At 48.2% G+C, this 23400-nt stretch carries 23 protein-coding genes; all 23 read left to right on the plus strand.

From position 1 onward, the window contains the following. The first annotated feature begins 114 nt into the window (after positions 1 to 114). The 23 genes from Q8O77_RS12215 (at position 115) to Q8O77_RS12325 (ending at position 23337) form a co-directional block, all read left to right on the plus strand. Positions 115 to 1044: a chemotaxis protein CheV gene (locus tag Q8O77_RS12215; protein WP_305553330.1), complete on the plus strand. Its 930-nt coding sequence runs from the start codon at positions 115 to 117 to the stop codon at positions 1042 to 1044. Between the two features lie 16 nt (positions 1045 to 1060). Next, positions 1061 to 1894, plus strand: coding sequence for a protein-glutamate O-methyltransferase CheR (locus Q8O77_RS12220; RefSeq protein ID WP_305553332.1), 834 nt, complete (start codon positions 1061 to 1063; stop codon positions 1892 to 1894). Between the two features lie 74 nt (positions 1895 to 1968). Continuing rightward, positions 1969 to 2370, plus strand: coding sequence for a flagellar basal body rod protein FlgB (gene flgB / locus Q8O77_RS12225; protein WP_173500576.1), 402 nt, complete (start codon positions 1969 to 1971; stop codon positions 2368 to 2370). Positions 2371 to 2372: 2 nt separating this feature from the next. Next, positions 2373 to 2798 carry a flagellar basal body rod protein FlgC gene (gene flgC, locus Q8O77_RS12230; RefSeq protein WP_305553335.1) on the plus strand — a complete coding sequence of 142 codons (426 nt, stop codon included), beginning with the start codon at positions 2373 to 2375 and terminating at the stop codon, positions 2796 to 2798. 10 nt (positions 2799 to 2808) lie between these two features. Beyond that, entirely contained in the window at positions 2809 to 3570 is a 762-nt protein-coding gene (locus Q8O77_RS12235) for a flagellar hook assembly protein FlgD (protein ID WP_305553338.1), read from the plus strand. A 19-nt stretch (positions 3571 to 3589) separates the two neighbouring features. Further along, a complete protein-coding gene (flgE, locus tag Q8O77_RS12240; RefSeq protein ID WP_305553341.1) occupies positions 3590 to 4894 on the plus strand; it encodes a flagellar hook protein FlgE in 1305 nt (434 codons plus the stop codon). A 76-nt stretch (positions 4895 to 4970) separates the two neighbouring features. Then, positions 4971 to 6002 (plus strand): hypothetical protein, encoded by a 1032-nt coding sequence (locus Q8O77_RS12245; RefSeq protein WP_305553344.1) that lies wholly within the window; start codon positions 4971 to 4973, stop codon positions 6000 to 6002. A gap of 99 nt (positions 6003 to 6101) precedes the next feature. Further along, on the plus strand, positions 6102 to 6848 hold the full coding sequence (locus tag Q8O77_RS12250) for a flagellar basal body rod protein FlgF (RefSeq protein ID WP_305553347.1): 747 nt from the start codon (positions 6102 to 6104) through the stop codon (positions 6846 to 6848). 41 nt (positions 6849 to 6889) lie between these two features. Further along, positions 6890 to 7678, plus strand: a complete 789-nt coding sequence (gene flgG, locus Q8O77_RS12255) for a flagellar basal-body rod protein FlgG (RefSeq protein ID WP_305553350.1) — start codon at positions 6890 to 6892, stop codon at positions 7676 to 7678. Positions 7679 to 7689: 11 nt separating this feature from the next. Then, positions 7690 to 8364 carry a flagellar basal body L-ring protein FlgH gene (flgH, locus tag Q8O77_RS12260; RefSeq protein WP_173500569.1) on the plus strand — a complete coding sequence of 225 codons (675 nt, stop codon included), beginning with the start codon at positions 7690 to 7692 and terminating at the stop codon, positions 8362 to 8364. Positions 8365 to 8374: 10 nt separating this feature from the next. After that, on the plus strand, positions 8375 to 9472 hold the full coding sequence (locus Q8O77_RS12265; protein WP_305553354.1) for a flagellar basal body P-ring protein FlgI: 1098 nt from the start codon (positions 8375 to 8377) through the stop codon (positions 9470 to 9472). A 1-nt stretch (position 9473) separates the two neighbouring features. Continuing rightward, the gene (flgJ, locus tag Q8O77_RS12270) at positions 9474 to 10478 is read left to right on the plus strand and encodes a flagellar assembly peptidoglycan hydrolase FlgJ (protein WP_305553357.1); all 1005 of its coding nucleotides are present in this window, start codon (positions 9474 to 9476) and stop codon (positions 10476 to 10478) included. A gap of 42 nt (positions 10479 to 10520) precedes the next feature. Then, entirely contained in the window at positions 10521 to 12539 is a 2019-nt protein-coding gene (gene flgK / locus Q8O77_RS12275) for a flagellar hook-associated protein FlgK (RefSeq protein ID WP_305553360.1), read from the plus strand. A gap of 2 nt (positions 12540 to 12541) precedes the next feature. Then, positions 12542 to 13777 carry a flagellar hook-associated protein FlgL gene (gene flgL / locus Q8O77_RS12280; RefSeq protein ID WP_305553363.1) on the plus strand — a complete coding sequence of 412 codons (1236 nt, stop codon included), beginning with the start codon at positions 12542 to 12544 and terminating at the stop codon, positions 13775 to 13777. A 155-nt stretch (positions 13778 to 13932) separates the two neighbouring features. After that, positions 13933 to 14760, plus strand: a complete 828-nt coding sequence (locus Q8O77_RS12285; protein ID WP_305553366.1) for a flagellin — start codon at positions 13933 to 13935, stop codon at positions 14758 to 14760. Positions 14761 to 14955: 195 nt separating this feature from the next. Continuing rightward, positions 14956 to 15780 (plus strand): flagellin, encoded by an 825-nt coding sequence (locus Q8O77_RS12290; RefSeq protein WP_305553369.1) that lies wholly within the window; start codon positions 14956 to 14958, stop codon positions 15778 to 15780. Between the two features lie 151 nt (positions 15781 to 15931). Beyond that, on the plus strand, positions 15932 to 16759 hold the full coding sequence (locus tag Q8O77_RS12295; protein WP_305553372.1) for a flagellin: 828 nt from the start codon (positions 15932 to 15934) through the stop codon (positions 16757 to 16759). Between the two features lie 225 nt (positions 16760 to 16984). Then, positions 16985 to 17809, plus strand: a complete 825-nt coding sequence (locus Q8O77_RS12300) for a flagellin (protein ID WP_305553375.1) — start codon at positions 16985 to 16987, stop codon at positions 17807 to 17809. A gap of 68 nt (positions 17810 to 17877) precedes the next feature. Continuing rightward, a complete protein-coding gene (locus tag Q8O77_RS12305; protein WP_305553378.1) occupies positions 17878 to 18267 on the plus strand; it encodes a flagellar protein FlaG in 390 nt (129 codons plus the stop codon). Between the two features lie 9 nt (positions 18268 to 18276). Continuing rightward, a complete protein-coding gene (gene fliD / locus Q8O77_RS12310; RefSeq protein ID WP_305553381.1) occupies positions 18277 to 19740 on the plus strand; it encodes a flagellar filament capping protein FliD in 1464 nt (487 codons plus the stop codon). Between the two features lie 11 nt (positions 19741 to 19751). After that, positions 19752 to 20186, plus strand: coding sequence for a flagellar export chaperone FliS (gene fliS / locus Q8O77_RS12315; protein WP_305553384.1), 435 nt, complete (start codon positions 19752 to 19754; stop codon positions 20184 to 20186). Beyond that, complete coding sequence (locus Q8O77_RS12320; protein ID WP_305553387.1) at positions 20186 to 20500, plus strand: hypothetical protein; 315 nt, start codon at positions 20186 to 20188, stop codon at positions 20498 to 20500. The genes fliS and Q8O77_RS12320 overlap by 1 nt, the downstream gene beginning before the upstream one ends. Before the next feature lie 14 nt (positions 20501 to 20514). Then, positions 20515 to 23337, plus strand: coding sequence for a 6-hydroxymethylpterin diphosphokinase MptE-like protein (locus Q8O77_RS12325; RefSeq protein ID WP_305553390.1), 2823 nt, complete (start codon positions 20515 to 20517; stop codon positions 23335 to 23337). Positions 23338 to 23400 lie beyond the last annotated feature (63 nt).

A 23400-nucleotide genomic window follows, 5' to 3' on the forward strand; every position in this document is an offset into this window, starting at 1 on the left:
TTACGAACCAGGGGTTATAACATAGCGCAGAAAATTGACGCTATATGTAGATAACCGCTTTGTGTCCTGACACTAAGCAAGAATCGATCCTGAACGTATAAAGAGGAGTTGCCGATGGCGAGTATTTTGGACTCGGTAAACCAGCGCACCCGGTTAGTCGGACAAAACCGGCTGGAGTTGCTGTTGTTTAAACTGGTTGGCCGCCAGCGCTATGGTATTAATGTGTTTAAGGTACGCGAAGTGCTGCAGTGTCCGCCATTAACCGCTATTCCAAGGCAAAACAAGTTTGTGCGCGGCATTGCCCATATTCGTGGCCAAACTATTTCTGTGATCGATTTAAGCCTGGCTACCGGTGGTAAGGCTATTGAGAACACCAAAGACAGTTTTATTGTTATTGCCGAATACAACCGTTCTGTGCAGGGCTTTTTGGTTAACTCAGTAGAGCGCATTATTAATATCAACTGGGAAGCCATCATGCCGCCGCCAAAAGGTACCGCCGGTAAACAAAGCTATCTGACAGCGGTAACCGAGATTGACAAAGAACTGGTTGAAATTCTCGACGTGGAAAAGATTCTGGAGGAGATTTCGCCGTCACCTACTGCTATTACCAAACAGCTGGACACGCAAAGTATTACCGCTGACCTGGGCGACAGGGTTATTCTGATTGCCGATGACTCGGCAGTAGCGCGCAACCAGGTAAAACGTGCGCTTGAAGTGTTAGGTGTAAAGATGCATTTGGTTAATAATGGCCGCGAAGCGCTGGAGTATCTGCAGCAGGTAGCAAAAGAGTGCAATGAGTCGGTAACGGAAAAAATCGGCTTATTAATTTCTGATATCGAGATGCCGGAAATGGACGGCTATACCCTGACTGCCGAGATTAAGCTGGAACCGAAATTAAAGAAATTACACGTGATTTTACATACTTCGCTCAGCGGTGTATTTAATCAGCAGATGGTACAAAAGGTTGGCGCAGATGATTTTATTGCTAAATTTAATCCGGACGAGCTGGCCGGTTCTGTGGAAAAGTGGCTGCATGCTGATTAATCGTTAAGGATAACCGGTGCCGAATAAAGACCTGCTAGATAAAGAATATGTATTGTTCCGTGATTTTCTGGAGCAACAGTGCGGTATTGTGTTGGGTGAAAACAAACAGTACCTGGTAAAAAGCCGGCTTGGTCCGCTGATGCAACGTTTTTCTGTCGCGTCACTGTCTGAGCTGGTAAGTAAGACGCTAAGCCCGTTTGAACGTCAGTTAAGATCGGCCGTTATTGATGCCATGACGACGAATGAAACCTTATGGTTTCGTGATACCTACCCGTACGAGCTGTTAAAAAAACAAATTTTGCCGGAGCTGGAAAAAACTTGCCGCACCGTCAAAATTTGGTCGGCGGCCAGTTCCAGTGGCCAGGAGCCTTACTCTATTGCAATGACCGCGATGGAATACCAGCAAACACGGCCCGGCGCCTTTAGTCTCGGCGTCAATATACTCGGTACTGATATCTCCAATACTATGCTGGAGCACTGTCAACGCGGTGAATACGACGGCCTGGCGTTGTCGCGCGGTTTGTCGCCGGAGCGTCGCAGTAAGTTTTTTGAAGACAGCGGCAAAGGCATGATGCGGGTAAAAGATCCGGTGCGTAAAAATGTTAGTTTTCGCCATCTTAACTTGCTGGACAGCTACACCTTACTGGGAAAATTCGACATTATTTTTTGCCGCAATGTGCTTATTTACTTCTCTGCTGATGTAAAAGCAAAAATTATCCGCCAATTCGCGCAATCGCTTAATCCAAAGGGCTATTTATTCCTCGGCGCGTCAGAGTCGCTATCCAGTGTGAACAGTGATTTTGAGATGATCCGCTGTAATCCCGGCATTATTTACCGCAAGAAGACATAGTAGTTCCCCATTTTTAATATTTGGCCTGAGTTTTGCATTTGTTTTGCCATCGGTAATTCAGAGGTGGCAAAAAAATGGCAATCAGTTTTGAAAAAGCATTTGGTATGCACCCTGAAGCCATGCTGGTTCGTGATCGGCGGGCTCAGGTGTTGGCAGAAAACATCGCTAATGCAGATACGCCAGGCTATAAAGCAAAAGACGTGGATTTTCAGCAAGCGCTGAATAATGCCAAAGCACGTCAATCCGGCGCTATGGCGCGAACCCACGAAAAGCACTTTCATATTTCTACCGCCGCACGGCACGAAACCCAATTTCGCAACCCGGATCAACCCGACACCGGTGATGGCAACAGCGTAGACATTCATCGCGAGCGTAACGCCGTGATGCAAAACAGTCTGGAATACCAAACCAGTATGAGCTTTCTTAATTCCCGTATCAGTGGCCTGAAAAAAGCCATTACCGGCGGAGGACAATAACCATGAGTGCATTCAATATTTTTGATATCAGTGGCAGTGGCATGACAGCCCAGTCGGTACGGATGAACACCACCGCCAGTAACATTGCCAATGCTAACAGTGTCAGCAGCAGTGTGGAACAAACCTACCGTGGCCGCCATCCGGTATTTGCCGCTGAGCTGTCAGAAGCCAAAAGGCAACAGGGCGACGCCAGCGTTGGTGTAAAGGTGTTGGGTATTGTTGAATCTGACGCGCCGTTAAATGTGGAGTACGCGCCAAATCATCCGCTGGCGGATGAAAACGGCTACATCTACAAACCCAATATCAACATTATGGAAGAGATGGCCAACATGATGTCGGCCTCGCAGTCTTATGAAACCAACGTGCAAACCGCCGAAGCGGCAAAGCAAATGGTCATGCGCACCTTGCGCTTAGGCCAGGCAAACTAAGGGCAGAATCATGACCACTAACGTAAATAACAATACTGCCCTTGACGGCATGTATTGGGATAACAAAGACAAAACACCGGAGAAAAATAACGGTGCTTTAACGCAGTCAGATTTCTTTGCTTTGCTAACGCAGCAACTGGCGTTTCAGGATCCGACCAAGCCGGTAGAAAACGATCAGATGATTGCCCAAATGACCAACTTTACCATGGCCGACGGTATAGGATCTTTGAACGAGAGCTTTAAAGGCTTCGCCGAGAGCATGTCGTCAAACCAGGCGTTGCAGGCCTCGTCTTTGGTTGGCCGCAGTGTGTTGACACAATCAGATGAAATTGTGTTTACCGGTGAAAGCTTAGCCCGCGGCAATATCGAGTTGGATAAGCCGGCGACCAGGATGAAAATCAGTATCGAAAATGAAGCTGGCGAGCTGGTACAAACATTCAGTGTAGAAAACCCAAAAGTGGGTAAAAACGAATTTGTTTGGGATGGTACCCATACCGGCTCCGGCGCGTCATCTGGTGGCAGCAATGCAGAAGGTGATGAGATACCTGCTGATGGCGATGATGAGGAGGTTATCGACAGGGTAAACGCCGGTGTCTATAAAATTAAAGTAGATGTCAGTTATGCCGACGGCACCAATGCCAGTTTGCCGGTGAATGTCTATACCCCGGTAGGCAGCGTTAGCATGAACGGTACCGGTGGCGGAATTATGTTAAACCTGATTGGCCTTGGCGCCGTGAAATTAGGTGATGTGTTAGAAGTTTCTTACGGTTAACAGTGAGCTGAGGTGAATTATGAGTTTTAATATCGCACTAAGCGGCCTTGCCGCAGCACAGAAAGATTTGGATACTACGGCGAATAATATTGCCAACGTTAATACCACCGGCTTTAAAGAGTCGCGGGCTGAATTTGCCGATGTGTATGCCACATCCATTTTTGCCTCCGGCCGCACTAAAGTAGGTGATGGTGTAACTACCTCTGTGGTGGCGCAGCAGTTTAGCCAGGGCTCGCTGCAATTTACCAATAACTCGCTGGATATGGCGATTACCGGCGAAGGCTTTTTTGCCTTAACCCCGGATCTGCAATCGCGGGATTTAACCTATACCCGGTCCGGTGCGTTTAAATTAAATAAGGACAACTTTATTGTTGATAATAACGGCAACTTTTTGCAGGGCTTTGCCGTTAACTCGTTGACGGGTGATAACCAATCCGTCAGTTTAAGTACTGCACAGCCGATTACCATACCCACCACTGCTGGTGCGCCAAGGGCAACGAACAATATTTTTATCAATATGAATTTGGACTCACGACTGGATCCAACAGATGCTTTGCCGTTTGATGCCACTGATTCCGGAACCTATAACAATTCTACTTCTATAACGGTGTATGACAGCTTGGGTGAGTCTCATACTGCTACCATGTATTTTCGCCGCACAACTACCGTGCCACCGGCAAACTCCGAATGGGAAACCTTTGTGGTATGGGATGATGTAACTGCAGCGCCGTTCCAGGGAGACAACTTAGTCTTCGATTCAAGCGGTAACCTGGTTTTCACGCCGCCGGCACCGACACTAACAATGCCTTTTGCTGTACTGAACGACCCGCTAAACGGTTATCTGGATAACGGTGCGCAGTATCAGGCGGATATAGTGGTTAACTTCCGTGACCCGGCGAATACCAAATTACCGACGCAAGTTGCCGGGGATTTTGACCCTACCAGCTTAAGCCAGGATGGTACTACAGTCGGTAGCTTAACCGGGGTAGATATTGATGCCTTTGGTCGCGTGCTGGCCAGTTACAGTAATGGTGATTCGGCTTATCTGGCCCAGGTAGCTATGGTACGTTTTGCTAATGTGCAGGGTTTAAAGCAGGTAGGTAATACGTCGTGGAAGCAGACTATTACTTCCGGTAAGCCTATCGGCGGCCAGGCCAATACCAATACCTTTGGTGCTATTAATGCCTCGGCACTGGAGCAGTCTAACGTTAACCTGACCACCGAGCTGGTGGATTTAATCAGCGCGCAGCGTAACTTCCAGGCGAACTCAAGGGCACTGGAAGTTAACAGTACCTTACAACAAACCGTACTGCAGATCCGATAATTAAATTTTAATATTTATTTAATTGTCATTTGTTTCTGTTTTGGTTAACCTCCTGTTTCTTTAAATAGGAGGTTTTATGCAATTTATCAGGTACTTAATATTAGTTACTTCTTTTTTATCTGCTTTGGCAGTAAAAGCTGAAGAGATTGTCGATATTGTTAATACTCATAATTACACCTTATATAATAAGGCTGCTACGATAACCAGAGAGTTTAATATTGCCCCGCAGCCGGGTTTTGCTAACCTCACTATTGTTAGTGCTACACCGTCGTCTGATAGTAAGTTCATTATCTGTGAAATACGGGTTTTTCATCCTGATGGCAGGCGGATTAAAGATTTATTCTGTCAAGGCGAGGGGCATGATACCCGTGTTTTATCGCCGTCTGTTGATGCTAGCACCGGACTGAGGGTGGAAGTTGCGCTGCAGTACTTTGATAGCGAGCTGCCGGCTAGCACTGCAAAAAATTACAGCTTCAGCAGCCGGTTTCGTTTTTCAGATACAGTAGATACCGGAGAGGTCGTTGAGCCGGAGGAACCTGAAGAGCCGGTGGAGCCTACTCAGCCTGCCTTTTTATCGGATTATCAGTCTAAGAATAGCTCTATGGGGCCAAGCAGCTATGCGACCCAGTCTTTTATGTTCCGCCGCGATGAAGCTTACCCGGCACTGGTGGGGTTTAAACTCTCAAGTAGTTATACAGCTACTGTGGTTGATTGCTCGTTTCAGGTTAATGGCATAAGGACAGTTGATGGTGTCAGGGTTGCAGAACGGCTGTTGTCGGACAATTGCAGTAACCGTAACCGCAAATTATTTTTGGTAAAAACACCTGATAATCCGACAGATTTTGAACAAGTTAACGTGAGTGTGAGATTTCATAACCGGCATGTAAGAAACTCAGCTTTTACGCAAAGCACGTTTGAGCTTATAAAGGGTGCTGTTGATGATGCTGATGCTGATGGCTTGCCTGCCTGGTACGAAGAATATTTCAATTTATCTGACAATGATTATAACGATGCCTTTATAGATAGTGATGGCGATGGCTATAGTAATATTGATGAGTATTTAGGTGGTTCTGATCCCACATATGCTGCCAGTACTCCTGCGATGTAACTGAAAAACGTGTTTTAACAAGACCTGCACTATGCAGGTCTTTTTTTTGGCCTGTTTATTGCTAGATAAAATACATAGATTTTATCTGCGGAGCACGTGATGGATCGTCTGTTATATATCGCCATGAGCGGTGCCAAAGAAAATATGAACAGTATAGCGGTGCGGGCTAATAACCTGGCCAATACCGGTACTGTTGGCTTTAAAGCCGATTTTGAGCAGGCCAGATCAATGCAGGCCTTTGGTGAAGGTTTGCCCACCCGCGTGTTCTCGTTGACTGAGCAACCAGGTCAAAACTTTGACGCCGGTGCAATTATTATGACTGAGCGCGAGCTGGATGTTGCCATTCAGGGCGATGGTTGGCTGGCTGTGCAGGCACCGGATGGTAACGAAGCCTACACCCGCGGCGGTAATTTACAGATCAGTGCCACCGGTATGTTGGAAACCTCTTCCGGCCTGCCGGTAATGGGCGATGATGGCCCGATCCAGTTGCCGGTGCCGCTGGCAAAAGTGGAGATAGCACTTGATGGCACCATTAGCGTATTGCCACAAGGCGCTCCGGCTGACGCTATTTTGCCGGCCGGCAGAATTAAGTTGGTGCGGCCGCTGAACAGCGAGATGGAAAAAGGCAACGATGGCCTGTTCCGGCGTAAAGACGGCCAGATTGCGGAAGCCGCGGTGGATGTCAGCCTGCTCAAAGGCGCTATTGAGAGCAGCAATGTCAATGCGATAGGCGAGATGACTTATATGATTAGTCTGCAGCGTCAGTTTGAGCTGCAGGTAAAGATGATGAAAAGCGCTGAAGAGATGGATCGTCAGCAAAATCAGTTACTCAGAATAGTCGGCTAATTAGCTGAATAAGCAAAGGGCTCAGGCCCCGGGAGGCACACATGCATCCAGCATTATGGATCAGTAAAACCGGTTTAGACGCCAAACAGCGTGATATTTCGGTTATTTCAAACAACCTGGCCAATGCCAGTACGGTAGGTTTTAAAAAGAGCCGTGCGATATTTGAAGACTTGCTGTATCAAAACGTTAATCAGCCGGGCGGTGCGTCTTCACAGAACTCGGAACTACCCAACGGTTTAATGATTGGTGCCGGTACCAAGGTGGTGGCAACGCAGAAAAACTTTACTCAAGGCAATATGTTAACTACGGATAACAGCCTGGATATGATGGTGCAGGGCCATGGTTTTTTTGAGATCCTGATGCCGGACGGCACCATCTCCTACACCCGTAATGGCCAGTTTACCGTAGATGACGAAGGTAACCTGGTGACTTCGGGGGCCGGCTATCAGGTACAACCAAACATTGTTATTCCGCCGGATGCGCGCAGCATTACGGTATCGCAAGACGGCCAGGTGTCAGTGCAATTACCGGGCGAAGGCGAACCGGCCGTACTGGGCCAGCTTACGGTAACCAACTTTATTAATCCGGCCGGTTTAGAGCCTATAGGGCAGAACTTGTTTAACGAAACCGGTGCCAGTGGTGACCCGGTGCAGGGTATTCCCGGTTTGGAAGGCCTTGGCATTATTGTGCAGGGCGCGCTGGAAACCTCAAACGTGAATGTTACCGAAGAGCTGGTGAGTTTAATTGAGAGCCAACGGGTGTATGAGATGAACTCGAAAGTGATTTCGTCGGTAGACCAAATGCTTGGCTTTGCTATTCAGCAGCTGTAACAGGAGGCTTTATGTTACGCATTATTACCGGATGTTGTGTGCTATTGCTGGCAGGCTGCGCGTCATTGCAGGAGCCACAGGCCGACGATCCTTACTTTGCGCCGTTAATGCCTGAGCCGCCGTCGCGGCCGCTGGTGCAAAACGGCTCGCTGTTTGCGCAAAATCACTCCAACAGCCTGTATTCGGATAATAAAGCGCGGCACGAAGGCGACATTATTACCGTGGTGTTAAAAGAGCGCACCCAAGCCAGCAAAAACGCCAAGACCGAAATGAAAAAAGACAGTTCAGCCTCGTTTGAGCCAATCATAGGCCTTGGTGGGCGAAATGTATCGGCAGCCGGCAACGTACTGCAATTTGGTGCCGACTCGTCATCAGATTACAAAGGCGATGCCAAGGCGGACCAAAGTAACAGCCTGGTCGGTGATATCTCGGTTAACGTATTACAGGTACTGAACAACGGCAACCTGGTGATCCGCGGTGAAAAATGGCTGACATTAAATACCGGTAAAGAATATATCCGCTTAACCGGGGTGATCCGTTCTTCTGACGTCGATGTGAACAACACCGTAGAGTCGACCAAAATTGCCAATGCCCGCATTGAATACAGTGGCACCGGGGCTACACACGGTGGCCAGTCTCCCGGTTGGCTAAGCCGGTTCTTTAACGGCCCGCTGTGGCCTTTCTAGGAGAGATGTAATGAAAGGCATATTGTATCCGTTATTGTCGCTGCTGTTACTACTGGCGCTGAGCCCGGTTAATGCTGCACGTATTAAAGATGTGGCTGACGTTGAGGGCGTGCGCAGTAACCAACTGGTAGGCTATGGCCTGGTAGTGGGGTTACCCGGCACCGGTGAACAAAGCCCGTTTACCGAGCAAAGCTTTCGCACCATGCTAAGCAATTTTGGTATTACTTTGCCGGGCAATATGAAAGCGCAAATTAAAAATGTCGCCGCCGTTGCCGTGCATGCGGAGTTGCCGGCTTTTGCCAAGCCCGGTCAAAGTCTGGATATTACCGTATCCTCCGTCGGCAGCGCCAAAAGCCTGCGTGGTGGCACCTTAATGCAAACTTTTTTAACCGGTTTGGACGGTAATGTTTATGCCGTGGCTCAGGGCAGCCTGATTGTCAGTGGCTTGGGCGCCGAGGGCCTGGACGGCTCACGTATTTTGGTTAATACGCCTACTGTCGGCCGTATTCCTAACGGCGCCATGGTTGAGCGCGAAGTTATTTCGCCCTTTGCTCAGGGCGACTTTATTACCTTTAATTTAAAACGGTCTGACTTTACCACCGCCAAGCGGTTGGCTGAAGCCATCAACAGTTTTATGGGACCGGAAACCGCTTACTCGATGGATGCTACCTCGGTACAGGTCAGGGCGCCGCGCGATATCAACCAGCGCGTGTCTTACTTGTCTACATTGGAGAACCTGAGTTTTGAGCCAGGCGATCACTCCGCCAAAATTATTATTAATTCGCGTACCGGCACTATTGTTATCGGCAAAGAGGTACGTTTGTTTCCTGCAGCGGTAACCCATGGCGGCTTAACGGTAACTATTGCGGAAAACCCGCGTGTAGTGCAGCCGGGGCCTTTAGCCGGTGGCGAGACGGCCATTGAAGAGAACACTATTATTGATGTACGGCCGGATCAATCACGTATGTTTAAGTTTGACCCTGGCGTAACTCTGGATGATTTAGTGCGCACGGTTAATGCCGTAGGCGCCGCGCCCGGTGATTTAATGGCCATCCTGGAAGCGCTGAAAGAAGCCGGTGCTATTCATGGCGAATTGGTGGTGATCTGATATGAGCCTGACGCCCAACAATGTGTCTTATCATGACCTTGCCAGCCTGCAGCAAATCAGCAGCAATTCGGCTAAGGATGAAAAAGCGGCATTACGTCAGGCAGCACAGCAGTTCGAATCGATTTTTTTTGGTATGTTGCTCAGCAGTATGCGCAAAGCCAATGCCGGCTTTGAAGTAGACGGCATGATGAACAGCCAAACCACCAAGTTTTACCGTGATATGCATGACAGCCAAATGGCCACCGATTTAGCGCAAAAAGGCGCTTTGGGCCTGGCCGATTTGCTGGTGCAGCAATTAAGCCCGGCACTGGGTGGCAGTGCAAAACCGGAAGAAAAAGCGGAAAAAACACTGCAGATGCCAACGCATATTCTGCCGGCGCGCAAAGCTAACGCCGTTACAGCGTTAGCAAATACCGTACAGACGGCGCCTGTCGCAGCAGATATATCAGCAGAAGCTGCCGGTGCTGCCGCACAAGAGAGCACCGGCTGGCAAGTGGCCAGCCCAGCCGATTTTGTCAAAAGTTTATTGCCGGCGGCAAGGCAAACCGCCAAAGCGCTGGGGCTGGATCCGTTGGCTCTGGTGGCGCAAGCCGCGTTGGAAACCGGTTGGGGCCAACGTATGATAAAAACGGCGCAGGGCGAAAACAGTTTTAACCTGTTTGGTATTAAGGCCAACAACGGTTGGCAAGGGCAAACGGCGGTGGTTGATACGCTGGAGTACCGCGGTGGTGTGGCGAAAAAAGAGCAAGCCAAATTCCGCGCCTATGATTCACCGGCGCACAGTTTGCAGGACTATGTAGACTTTATCAGTGGCAGTTCGCGCTATCAGGACGCGGTAAAGGTAACGACAGATGCAAAAGCTTATTTTGAGCAACTGCAGGCAGCAGGTTATGCCACCGACCCGGCTTATGCGCAAAAAATTATGGCCGTATATCAAAGTCCTGTGATGCAACAGGTACGCTCAGAGCAAGATGATGCTCAAGAAAGCAGTGTTGGCGCCGATTAATAATTGAATGGGCGCAGCATAGCGGCGCCAGCGGAGAGAGCAATGTCAGACAATTTACTGAGAATAGGCACGTCGGCCATTTTGGCTAACAGCACCTTACTCAACACCACCAGTAATAACATTGCCAACATTAATACTGAAGGCTATGTGCGCCAGCGCACCGAATTTGAATCGCAAATTCTCGGCCTTGGGGTGGGTAAGGGCACTACAGAGCGTCTGGTCAGTGACTTTACGTTAAAACAGCTGCGTCGCGATACGTCTAACTATAGCTATGCGCAACAGTATGTTACCGAAGCCAACCGCGTCGATGCGTTGTTTTCTAACCCGGCTAACAGTATTGCTACCGGCATTAATGACCTGTTTAAGCAATTTCAAATTGCTAACAATGAACCGGCCACCCTGGCCAACCGGCAACTGATTATCGGTAGTTCGCAGGCATTGCTGGATAAATTCTCTACCTTGTCCAGTCTGGTGTTGGATCAGGAAAACTTTGTTAATCAACAACTGGATATCTATACCAGTGAAACCAACGGTTACATTAAGCAAATTGCTGATTTAAACCTCGAAATTGCCTCATTTGGTACCGGCAACAGCCGGCCGGTGCCGCTGGATTTGCTGGATAAACGCGATTTGGCCATTAAAAACCTGGCGGAAATGGTGGAGATCCGCACCCTGGATGCAGACAATGGCGAGAAGCTGGTGTTTCTCGGCACCGGGCAGTCCTTAGTGGTTGAGCGCGGCCAGTTTAATCTGATGACACTGCGCGGCGATCCTGACCCTTCACAGCGCGATCTGAAGCTGCAATTGGCAGGGCGCACCAGTGTTGAACGTGATATCGATATAGAGGCCCTGGGTGGTAAAATCGGTGGCCTGCTGAAATTCAGAGAAGAAATTCTGGTACCAACGCAAAACCGGCTCGGGCAATTGGCGCTGTCGATGACGGATGCCATGAACAGTCAAAACCGTTTGGGCATGAACCTTAACGGTGAAATTGGCGGTAATTTGTTTACCTTGCCGGTAAGCAGTGGCTTTGCCTTATCAAGCAATGCCGGTACCGGTGCTGTTACGGTAGGTATTGAGCAGGGCGAGGGTGAGAGTTTACCACCGAATGATTTTTTGCTTACGGTTGAAGCTGGCCAGGTAAGGATCCAGGCTATTGATATAAAGGGTAATGTTATTACCGGTTCTGATAAAGTGGTGCCGGTAGGCGGCTTCCCTGCCACTATCAGTTCGGCAGATGCCGGTGGCGACTTATACGGGCTGGAAATTACCCTCACCGGCGCACCGGCGGTAGGCGATCAGTTTCAATTAAAACCGCTGAGTACCGCATCCAGAACCCTAAACCTGGCGACAACGCGGCCGGAAGATATCGCCCTGGCTTCGCCGGTACGTACAGAGTTTAGCGTAACAAATTTAGGCAATGCTCAGGTTGAAGGCTTAACGGTAACTGATACTACGCCGGCAACCTTGCCTGATTATGGCTTTGATACACCGTCTGGCTTAATTAACGGCCCCTGGACCATGACGTATACCGGTGGCGATACCTTTGAAATAGTAGATAACCTGGGTAACCCGGTCGCAACGGCAGCTTTTGGTTCAAATCAGTATCAGGATATTTTTGCCCAGGCGGGTATTGATGTCGGTTTTGATTTTTCGGTTACCGGCGTACCGGCTATCGGTGATACCTTTAATATCAGCTTTAACGACGGTGGTTTTAATGATAACCGTAATGGTTTGGCGTTGTCGGCACTGCAAACTGCGCAAACCACGCGGTTAAATCCGTTGTCGGTACCGGGTGGGGTTAACTCGGTCAGTTTTAATCAGTCTTATGGCGACATGGTCAGCTTAATTGGCGAGCGCACTAATCAGGCGCGTAATAACGAAGCAGCCGGCAAGGCCTTGTTGGAGCAAACCACGGCCTGGTATGAATCCTTGTCTGGTGTAAGTTTGGATGAAGAAGCGTCTAATTTAGTGCGGTTTCAGCAAACCTATGCGGCCGCGGCCAGGATCATTTCAACGTCGCAAACGGTGTTTGACACCTTATTAGCGGCAGTGAGGTAGTGATGAGATTATCTTTTAACATGAAGTTTAATGCCGGCTTAGACGGCATATTAAACACCCAGAGCAAGATGAACCGTGCTCAGGATCAACTGACCAAACAAACGCGTATTTTGACACCGGCGGATGACCCTGCAGCGTCGGCTAAGGTGCTGGGGTTAGATCAAAACCTGGAACAGGTGGCGCAGTTTCAAAACAACAGTGTGCTGTTAAAAAATAATCTGGCACTGGAAGAAACCGTGCTGACTAATATGCGCACCTCAATTGACCGCGCCAGGGTGCTGGCCATCGCATCAGGTAACGGCGCTTATACTGAAAATGACAAAAAGGCTGTGGCGCAGGAGCTGAAAAACATTCAGGTAGAATTGCTGGATTTAATGAATACCCGCAATGCTGAAGGCGGCTATATTTTTTCCGGCTTTCAGGACAAAAAACAAAGTTACAGTTTTAATCAGGCTACCGGCATTTATGAGTTTCAGGGTGATGATGGCCAAAAAGCACTGCAAATATCACCTACCATAGCGCTGCCCGGCAATGACAGTGGCAAAATGGTGTTCGAAAATGTCGATGCCAGGTTTAAAACAACAGCAGCCGTTATCAGTGCCGGTGGCGCCACTGCAGCTGAAGTTTCAGTTGCAGACCAAAGTCAGTTTGATGCCTTTTACAAACAAGCTTACGACAGTCTGACGCCAGCCAATAATGATTTCAGCGTGGCGCTGACAGCACCGTCAAATTATGAAATTCTGCAAAACGGTGTTGCTCTGGTGCCACCGGTAACCGGCGCTTTTGTTGCCGATGCGCCGATACAATTTAACGGTTTAACCATCACGGTAAGTGGTGCGGCTGCCGTGCCCGGCCAGATAGACTTTTCGCTGCAAGCGCCGGAAAAGAAAAATATTCTTACGACCATAGGTGAGTTTATTACCGCGCTGGAAACTCCGGGCCTGACAAATTTTGAGTTTAACGAAGCCATCAGTGACACTATTACCCAGGTTACGTCCTCGGCGTCGAATATTGATAGTTTCTTGTCAACTATTGGTGGTCGGGTAAATGTGCTGGACAGTGTGTTTGGTACCAATGAAGACTTGACGATTAACAATAAGTCTTACCGCGCGGATTTATCAGAGGTCGATTACGCCGCCGCCTTGACCGAAATCACCAAGCAGGAAATAGCATTGGAAGCCATTTCCAATACCTTTGTTAAGGTGTCCGGGGTAAGTTTGTTCGATTATATCCGCTAAGCAAGCAGCGCCGGGTAAGGCCTCCGGCGCTACTAATATAAAATTCTGCAAAAAATATTCAAGTTTCCGCTGCCGGTTCCGATACATAAGTATCAGGTGATAAACCCGAACAACAAACGGGTTTATCCGACAGAACAACAGTTGGGAGCACTATCATGGCTTTATACGTAAACACTAATACTTCTTCATTAAATGCCCAGCGTCAGCTGTTCAATTCAGGTAATTCACTGGATACGGCATTTAAACGTTTGTCATCCGGTTTTCGTATTAACAGCGCTGCTGATGATGCCGCCGGCTTACAAATTTCTAACCGCTTAACCAGCCAGATCAATGGTTTGGACCAGGCTGCGCGTAACGCTAACGATGGTATTTCGCTGGCCCAGGTGGCAGAGGGCGCGATGGAAGAGATCACCAACTCTTTACAGCGTATCCGTACCTTGGCTATCCAGTCGCAAAACGGTATCAACAGCTCGACAGACCGTGCTGCACTGCAAAAAGAAGTCACGGCGTTAAAAGCCGAAATGAGCCGGGTGGCAACCACTACCCAATTTGGTACGCAGAACCTGTTGGCCGGTGGCTTCTCTGCTACTTTCCTGGTGGGCGCCAATGCCGGACAGAATATCGATATTAAACTGTCACGTACCGGTGGCTACGGTACTAATGCGCTGGGTTTAAGTGCACTGAGCGTATCGTCAGTGGGTGGCGCTTCAGCTGCCTTAGCACTGATTGACACCGCTATCGGTGTCATTGATGGTACCCGTGCAGATTTGGGTGCGGTACAAAACCGCTTCCAGGCCACTATCCGTAACTTAACCAATATTTCTGAAAACGTTTCCGGCGCCCGCAGCCGGATCCGTGACACTGATTTTGCTAAAGAAACTGCAGAGTTAACCCGTACACAGATATTGCAGCAAACCAGTACCACGGTATTGGCGCAGGCTAACCAGCGGCCTCAGGCAGCATTAAGCTTACTGCAAGGTTAATTCATAACCTGTTAAAAAGCCACCTGAAGGTGGCTTTTTTAGTTTTGATGTGTTTTTTATAGTTAAGTATTTATTTATATAAATTATCTAAAGTTTTCTGTTTATTTTCCGATACATAAATAGCACGAAGATATAGCAAAAATCATCATTAAGGTGGCTTCTGTTAGTGTTTAATCAGGTATCAGGAGAGTTAACATGGCTTTGTATGTAAATACCAATACTTCATCACTAAATGCCCAGCGGCAGCTGTTTAATTCCGGCAATTCGCTGGATACGGCATTTAAACGTTTATCATCCGGTTTTCGTATTAACAGCGCTGCTGACGATGCGGCCGGCTTACAAATTTCTAACCGCTTAACCAGCCAGATCAATGGTTTGGACCAAGCTGCGCGTAATGCTAACGATGGTATTTCGCTGGCCCAGGTGGCAGAAGGCGCAATGGAAGAGATCACCAACTCTTTACAGCGCATCCGTACCCTGGCTATCCAGTCGCAAAACGGCATCAACAGCTCGACAGACCGCGCTGCGCTGCAAAAAGAAGTGACGGCGTTAAAAGCCGAAATGAGTCGTGTTGCGTCAACCACTCAGTTTGGCGTAACCAATCTGTTAGCCGGCGGTTTCTCTGCGTCATTTTTGGTCGGCGCCAATGCCGGACAAAATATCGATATTAAACTGTCACGCACCGGTGGCTACGGTACTAATGCGTTGGGTTTAAGTGCATTGAGTGTATCGTCAGTAGGTGGTGCCTCAGCGGCCTTAGCACTGATTGATACCGCTATCGGTGTCATTGACGGTACCCGTGCTGATCTGGGTGCGATTCAAAACCGCTTCCAGGCGACTATCCGTAACTTAACCAATATTTCTGAAAACGTCTCCGGCGCCCGCAGCCGTATCCGTGATACCGACTTTGCCAAAGAAACTGCAGAGTTAACCCGTACACAGATATTGCAGCAAACCAGTACCACGGTATTGGCGCAGGCTAACCAGCGGCCACAAGCCGCGTTGAGTTTACTGCAGTAATTTTGATTAACAGGATAAAGCCGCCTTTTGGCGGCTTATCTATTTGATATTAGTTAAAAAACTAAAGAAAAGACTTTTCCCGCCGATACAGAATTAAGTCAGAAACTTTACCTTAATGCACAGCTGTTATTACTGTGCCAGGAACCGTGCTATGCCTTTAGTCGTCAATACTAATCAGTCTTCACTGGCATCCCAGCGCTTGCTTAGCAACGCAACAGGTGGCTTAAGTACCAGCTTTGAGCGTCTTACATCCGGCTTTCGCATTAACCGCGCGGCGGATGATGCAGCCGGGCTGGTAATTTCCAACGTGTTGACCAGCCAGGTGAATGGTTTGGACCAGGCGGTGCGTAATGCTAATGATGCGGTGTCACTGGTGCAGGTTACTGAAGGTGCGATGGACGAAATTGCCACCAGCCTGCAACGTATGCGGGTGCTGACTATTCAATCTGAAAATGGCATTAATACCGCGGCTGACATTTCAGCAATTCAGCAGGAATATGATGAGCTGGCGGCCTCCATTCAGAATATTGCCGATAATACCGAATTTGGTGGTATTAAACTGCTGGACGGCAGCACGCCTTCGGTAATTTTTCAGATTGGTGCTAACGCCGGTCAAAAAATTGAAATTGATTTATCCGCCGGCTACGGCAGCGGTGTTACCGGGTTGAATGTGGCGGCAGTGCAGTTAGGGGTTGATGATGCGGCTGACTCACTGTTAGCGCTGGACCAGGCTATTTTAGCTATCGATGTCGGACGCACAGACTTAGGAGCCTGGCAAAATGTACTGACTACCACTATCCGTAATTTGAGCAATATCAGCGAAAATGTCTCTGCATCACGCGGCCGAATTCGCGATACCGACTATGCCAGAGAAACTACTGAACTTACGCGGACGCAAATAATTCAGCAAAGCAGTACCACGGTATTAGCGCAGGCAAATCAGCGACCACAAGCGGCATTAAGTGTACTGGGTAATTAAAAAACATCCGGAATTGCGACAAAATTATTTTTTATATCGCTGATATTTAATATCTTTTTATTTAAAATTAAAAAAACACAAAAAATTTAATTATTTCGCTAAAGTCACCGAAGTTACGGCCGATAAACTGGTTAAGCCAAGTTGCAGCTTGGCTCAATTAACGGGATAACCGTATTTTTAATCATAGTCGTACGTAGCTTGCTACCGAAGACTAAGGAGTGACTCATGGCTTTATACGTAAACACCAATACGTCGTCACTGAACGCACAGCGTCAGTTGTTTAATTCAGGCAATAATCTGGATACCGCTTTTAAGCGTTTATCTTCAGGTTTTCGCATTAACAGCGCAGCTGACGACGCGGCTGGCTTACAAATCTCTAACCGCTTAACCAGCCAGGTAAATGGCTTGGATCAAGCAGCCCGTAATGCCAACGATGGTATTTCAGTAGCTCAGGTTGCTGAAGGCGCGATGGAAGAGATCACTAACTCTTTGCAACGTGTTCGTACGCTGGCAATCCAGTCGCAAAACGGTATCAACAGTTCAACGGACCGTGCTGCACTGCAAAAAGAAGTAACAGCACTAAAAGCGGAAATGAGCCGTGTTGCTTCTGTAACTCAGTTTGGTACGCAAAATCTGTTAAACGGTACTTATTCAGCGTCTTTCCTGGTAGGTGCAAACGCCGGCCAGAACATTGATATTAAGTTATCGCGTACCGGAGGCTACGGCACTAATGCATTGGGCTTAAGTGCTCTGAGCGTATCGTCAGTAGGTGGTGCTTCAGCAGCTCTGGCGTTGATCGATACCGCTATTGGTGTAATTGACGGTACCCGTGCTGACCTGGGTGCGATCCAAAACCGCTTCCAGTCAACTATCCGTAACTTAACCAATATTTCAGAGAACGTATCAGGCGCCCGCAGCCGGATCCGTGACACTGATTTCGCCCGTGAAACTGCAGAATTAACGCGTCAGCAGATCCTGCAACAAACCAGTACTACAGTATTGGCACAGGCTAACCAGCGGCCACAGGCAGCTTTGTCCTTATTGGGTTAAACTAATACGCGTAGTGGTGAATGCTTTAATTAAAGCTTTCACCCTGCGCGCCGATAAAGGAACAGACTATGAGTAGCATTAACGCTAATAATTCGTCAGCGCTGACTTATCCGTTAAATGCGGAAAAGCCGGCAAAAGTAGCTACAGCGTCGGAGCAAGACCCCGTAGCTACCGTTACGCCAATACAGCAGAGTAAGCCGGAAGCCGCAGTAAGCCGTACCGAATTGCAAAATGCAGTGGATGTGGTAAATCAGGCAGTTGCTCTGGAGCAACGCTCATTAAGCTTTTCGATAGATGATGTATCGGGCCGTTCGGTGATCAAAGTGGTAGACTTTGAGACTGATGAGCTGATAAAACAAATTCCGTCAGAAGAGTTGTTAAAAGTAGCGCAGGATATTAAGCGGTTGCAGGAAGAAATGGGACAGTCCATTGGCTTGTTAATCGATAGCAAAGTGTAGAGGTTTATTATGTCGGGTATTAATTTTTTAGGTTCAGCTTCCGGTTTACCGCTGGAAGAGCTTGTCAGTACGCTGGTAAAGGTAGAGCGCGACAGTAAACTGGGCCGTATTGATACCACGAAAAAGACCTTAGATGCCTCGCTCTCCGGCGTAGGGCAGCTGAAATCTGCACTTTCAGCTTTTCAGGATGCGATAAAAAAATTAGGCGGCAATAATTTAAACGCCCGCGTTGCTACAGTTACGCAACCCACCGAGGATAAAACCTATATTGAAGCATCGGCCTCCAGCTCTGCTGTAGCCGCCAGTTTTGATATAAAGGTAAACCAGCTGGCATCAGGTAGCCGGCTGGAAAGTGCCGATTTGGCCTATGGCTCTGCCGATGACGTTATTTCCACCACCGATGGCACCTTGACACTCACTGCGGGCAGCAAGAGCTTTGACGTTGAAGTTACCGCCGGCATGACGCTTAACCAGTTACGCCAACAAATTAATGCGCAGACAGATAATTTTGGCATCAACGCCAATATTATTAATGCCGGTGGCAGCGTCGGTACCAAGCTGGTGTTAACATCCAATGAAACCGGCGCCGGCAATGATTTGGTGATTACCAATAACAATGCTGAGCTGGATGCCATCTCAACAGTACCTACCGGCGCGACAGCTGGTTTGACAGCCAGCCAGCTGGCGCAGGATGCCATTATAGAAATTGACGGCATCATTGCTACTAACAGCAGCAATACCTTTACCAACGCTATTCAGGATGTCAGCCTGACGGTGAAAGCCGTTACGCCGGATGGCAATAATGCCACTGTCGATATCGCCACCGATAAAGAAGCGGCTGAAGAGAATATTCAAAATTTTATTAATAATTACAATGTACTGGTTGATCAAATTGCTGACCTGACTAAAAGCCGTACTTTAGGCTCAGACGGTAAGACGGTAACGGCTGAGGGCGGTGCTTTGGCTGCAGATTCGTTGCCACGCTCTATTATGAATCAGCTCAAAGGCATGCTGGGTGGTGTGGTAGGCGAGTCAGGCTCTGAACTGGCGACACTGTATTCTATGGGCATTACGTTTGATAAAGACGGCAAGCTGGAAATTGCCGCCACCTCTGCTTTTGGCGGCGATTCCGGCCGTGTCCGGTTTGATAAGGCCTTAACTGAGAATTATGACGGTGTGGCGGCTATTTTTGGTGGTGATACCGGCCTGAGCGCTAAATTAGACCAATTCGTGTCACAATTTACCGAAGCCGGCGGCATTATTGCCAGCAAAGAGAGTTCACTGAAAATACAATTAGATAAAAACACTAAAGATTTGGAAGCTGCTAACCGATATATAGATAGCTTTGAGCAAACGTTGCGCAAAAGGTATACCGCCCTGGATTCATTATTGGGCTCGATGCAGAATATGGCATCAACAGTGACCTCGCAGTTGGCAAGTTTGCCCGGATTTGGAACCAATAAATCGAATTAGTGGAGCATCTTATGAGTTACGGAATTAAAGCCTATAAAGCGGTTGGTATTAAAGATGATTTGGCGGTAGCCGATCCACATCGCGTTATTCAGCTGCTGATGCAAGGCGCGCTGGAAAATATGGCCAAAGCGAAAGGCTGTATTGACCGTAAAGACTTCGCAGGTAAGTCAGAAGCCATTTCTAAAGCTATCAATATCATTTCTGCTTTGCAGGGGTGTTTGGATATGAGCGCCGGCGAAATCTCAGACAACCTGTTTTCCCTGTACGACTTTATGCTTAATCACCTTATTCAGGCCAGCCGGGATAAAAGCATCAGCAAGCTGGATGAAGTGATGGAAATTTTATTAACGATTAAAGGTGCCTGGGATCAAATTCCGGTAAGCGATCGCGAAAAAGGCTATCAGCTGCAAGCGCAGAAAAATCAGCAGTTAGCTGTTGGTGCCTGATGCCGGCAACTGAAACCGTTAAACAACAGTGCGCAGCCCTGCGCGCCGACATTGATAGCCTGATACGGCAACCCGACTATGATGTAGCCAGGGTTGCTGATTTGGTTGAGCAATTAAATCAGCATTTATGCCAAACTGTTCCCCCGCAGGACAAAGTTGAGTCTTTTGCCGTGTTTCTGCAGCAAAACCTTGACTGGCTACAGGCAACAATGGCAAAACTGTCAGCAGATAAAGATGCTGTAGCCGGCAATATGTTAGAAATAAAAAAGGGCCAGCGCGCCCGGCATAGCTACGGCCAACATAACCAACAATAAAATCAGGCTCTTGCATGCTGAAGTACATTAATTATCAGCTGGACTCAGACGACGCTGCTCAGGCGGCGTCTGAGCAAAAAGTCGCTGCCGGCATCAAGCAGCGTTTTAACAACAATCTTCAGGCGTTATCGCAGTACATTCCTTCCGTGGTACCAATAATTCAGCAACATAGTATGCAGCAGTATTCGGTATTCTGTACCCGCGCTGCAGAGCTGAATATTGTCGACTTTGCAACCGGCCGTGTGTGGTACAGCGAAACGCCCTTTGCTGAAGTATCACGCGAAGTCGACAGCTTTTGCCGTAATGCACCCTATGTTGAACTTGATACATCTGCCTCGCCAACGCAGGCTGACCAGCCATGGCCTGTTGAGGCTTTACCGCCGCAGCCTGATGTGGTTGTTATGCTGGGGTTGGGGCTGGGTTATCAGATAAACGCTCTGCTGCAAAAAGCCGGGGTTAAGTACCTTATTGTGTACGAACCCAATGTAGATGCGCTGATTTGCTCGGTGCAGGCTAATGATTGGCGGCAACTGTTTACCGTGGCAGAAGCTGCGGGCACACAGATTTTTTTGCAATTGGAAAATGACGGCAGCTCGGTTGCAGAAGACCTGGCAGAGCTGCGCAGCGTGGCCGGTTTTAGCCGTGTTTATGTATACCGGCATTACTGCCATCCGGTGATGGATAAAGTAGCTGAATATTTATTTGCTCACAGCGGCCAGCCGGAGCAGTTGCTGGGCAGCACTGCACAGTTTGTCGCCTACGAAGACTTTAACGATTACGTTGCCGAGCGCAGCGCTAACGTGCTGGGTAACCAACAACCGCATGCCGCGGCGCCGGCAGATGAGTTGTACCGGCGCAATATGGCGGCGCTGCAAAAGTTTTACCCCAAAGTACATGATGAAATTAATAAGCACCAAAGCCGGCATTGGCAAGCGGTAACCGATGACAATGGCAAAAGCAATTTATACCATCCGCAGCGTAAAGCATTTTTTTATCAGGACCTTGATGCGGAATCGGCCCGTTTGCTGGAGTATTTTACCCGGCAGCCGTATAAAGATGATGTGTTGTTAGGCCAGACCTCTGTTGATAAATTCAGCCACTACATTCATTACTCGCATATTGCGCAGACACAGCCGCTGATTAATAAACAACTGCAACAGAAAATTCAGTTGCCGCAAGAGGTCGACTCACTGATTATCTTCGGTGTGGGTTTGGGTAAACATATTCAGTTACTGACCGAACAGTATCAGATCAGCAATCTGTATATTTGTGAGCCCAATTTAGATTTTTTTGCTGCCAGTCTTAAGGTAACGGATTGGGCCGCTATATTTGACCGTGCCGAGCAAAATGGCCTGCGGATATACCTGAACCTGGGCGGCGACGGCTCAACCTATTTTTACGATCTGATGGCGCAATTTTACCAGGTTGGTGCTTATTCCATCGCCAATACCTATATGTTTTGCTCTTACTTCAACCAAAAGATGCACAAAGCGATTGCCGACTTACGCGCCGAATTAAAGGTCGTACTGGCGCTGGGCGAATATTATGATCATTGTCGTTATGGTATTGCACATACTTATAACAGCGTGGCTAAGCAGCATAAGTTTTTACAGTATGACAACAGCAGTTACCGCAATTTGCCGGCATTAAACCTGCCGGTGTTTGTGGTGGGTAATGGGCCGTCGTTAGACAGCAGCTTCGGCTATTTGCAGGAGCATCGCGACAAGGTGGTGTTAATCAGTTGCGGTACCGCTTTGTATTCACTGTACAAAAAAGGCATTAAGCCGGACTTTCACGCCGAGGTGGAACAAAATCGCTCTACGTTCTGCTGGATAGGGCAGGTGAAAGATGCTGATTATTTAAAGGATATCCGGCTGATCAGTGTGAACGGTATTCATCCGGATACAGCCGATCTGTTTAAAGAAACCTTGTTGTGTTTTAAAGACGGTGAGTCATCGACTAATTTTTTTGACTCGCGGTTAAAAAAACAAGGCGTGCAGGTAGCGTCACTTAGTTATGCTTACCCAACAGTTACTAATCTGGTATTAAATTACGCATTACGGTTGGGCTTTAAAGTATTTTATCTGTTTGGGGTTGATCTTGGTTACGCTGATGTGCGCCAACACCACTCTCAGGCTTCGGCTTATTACCGTAACGACGGCACAGAAGTGTATGACTACCAGCAAACTCATGGCGGCGGCATGCCGGCAAAGGGTAACTTTTTACCTTATGTGTTTACCAAGCCTGAATTTGATATGTCGCGAAAATTGCTGGAACAGGCTATCAGCAAAGCCGGACGCAAAGTAGAGATCTACAACTGCAGCAATGGCGTGAAGATTGATGGTGCTGTGCCGCTGCAGCCGGATAACATTTTATTCAGTGACTTACCCAAACACAAAGAGTTGATATTACAACAGCTGATCGATACGGCGTACTATGCCGATTTATCAGGTTATGCCAAGCCGATATTGGCCCAAATCGACTTTACTGCTTTTCGTCGTACAATTGACGCCTGGTTGGCAATGTTTGATGCTGAGATTAGCAATGCGGAGCAGGCCAAAGCCTTTATTGCCGGGCAATGGCGCTTGCTGCAAACTGCTGCGCGCGACCCGTCAGATCCAACCTTCTATTTGTTCTACGGCAGCACCAATTACTTCGGCGGCCTGATGACCAAGGTTGCATCTTGTATCAGTGACGATACGCCGGAGATCTTGCCTGTGTTTAACCAGGTTATGCAGGTATGGCGTGATTATGTGCAAAGCGCCGGCGAGCAGTTTGAACAACAGCCGTTAAAGTTTGACGATGTGGATGTACAACACTTGTTTGCCAAAAGCTGACGCGTTAGTTTTTTGACATTTTATCGGTGTAAAACCAGTAATATTCTGCATATAGCCTACAGA

Origin of the sequence: Rheinheimera sp., assembly GCF_030690345.1 — a bacterium.
GTDB lineage: Bacteria > Pseudomonadota > Gammaproteobacteria > Enterobacterales > Alteromonadaceae > Alishewanella.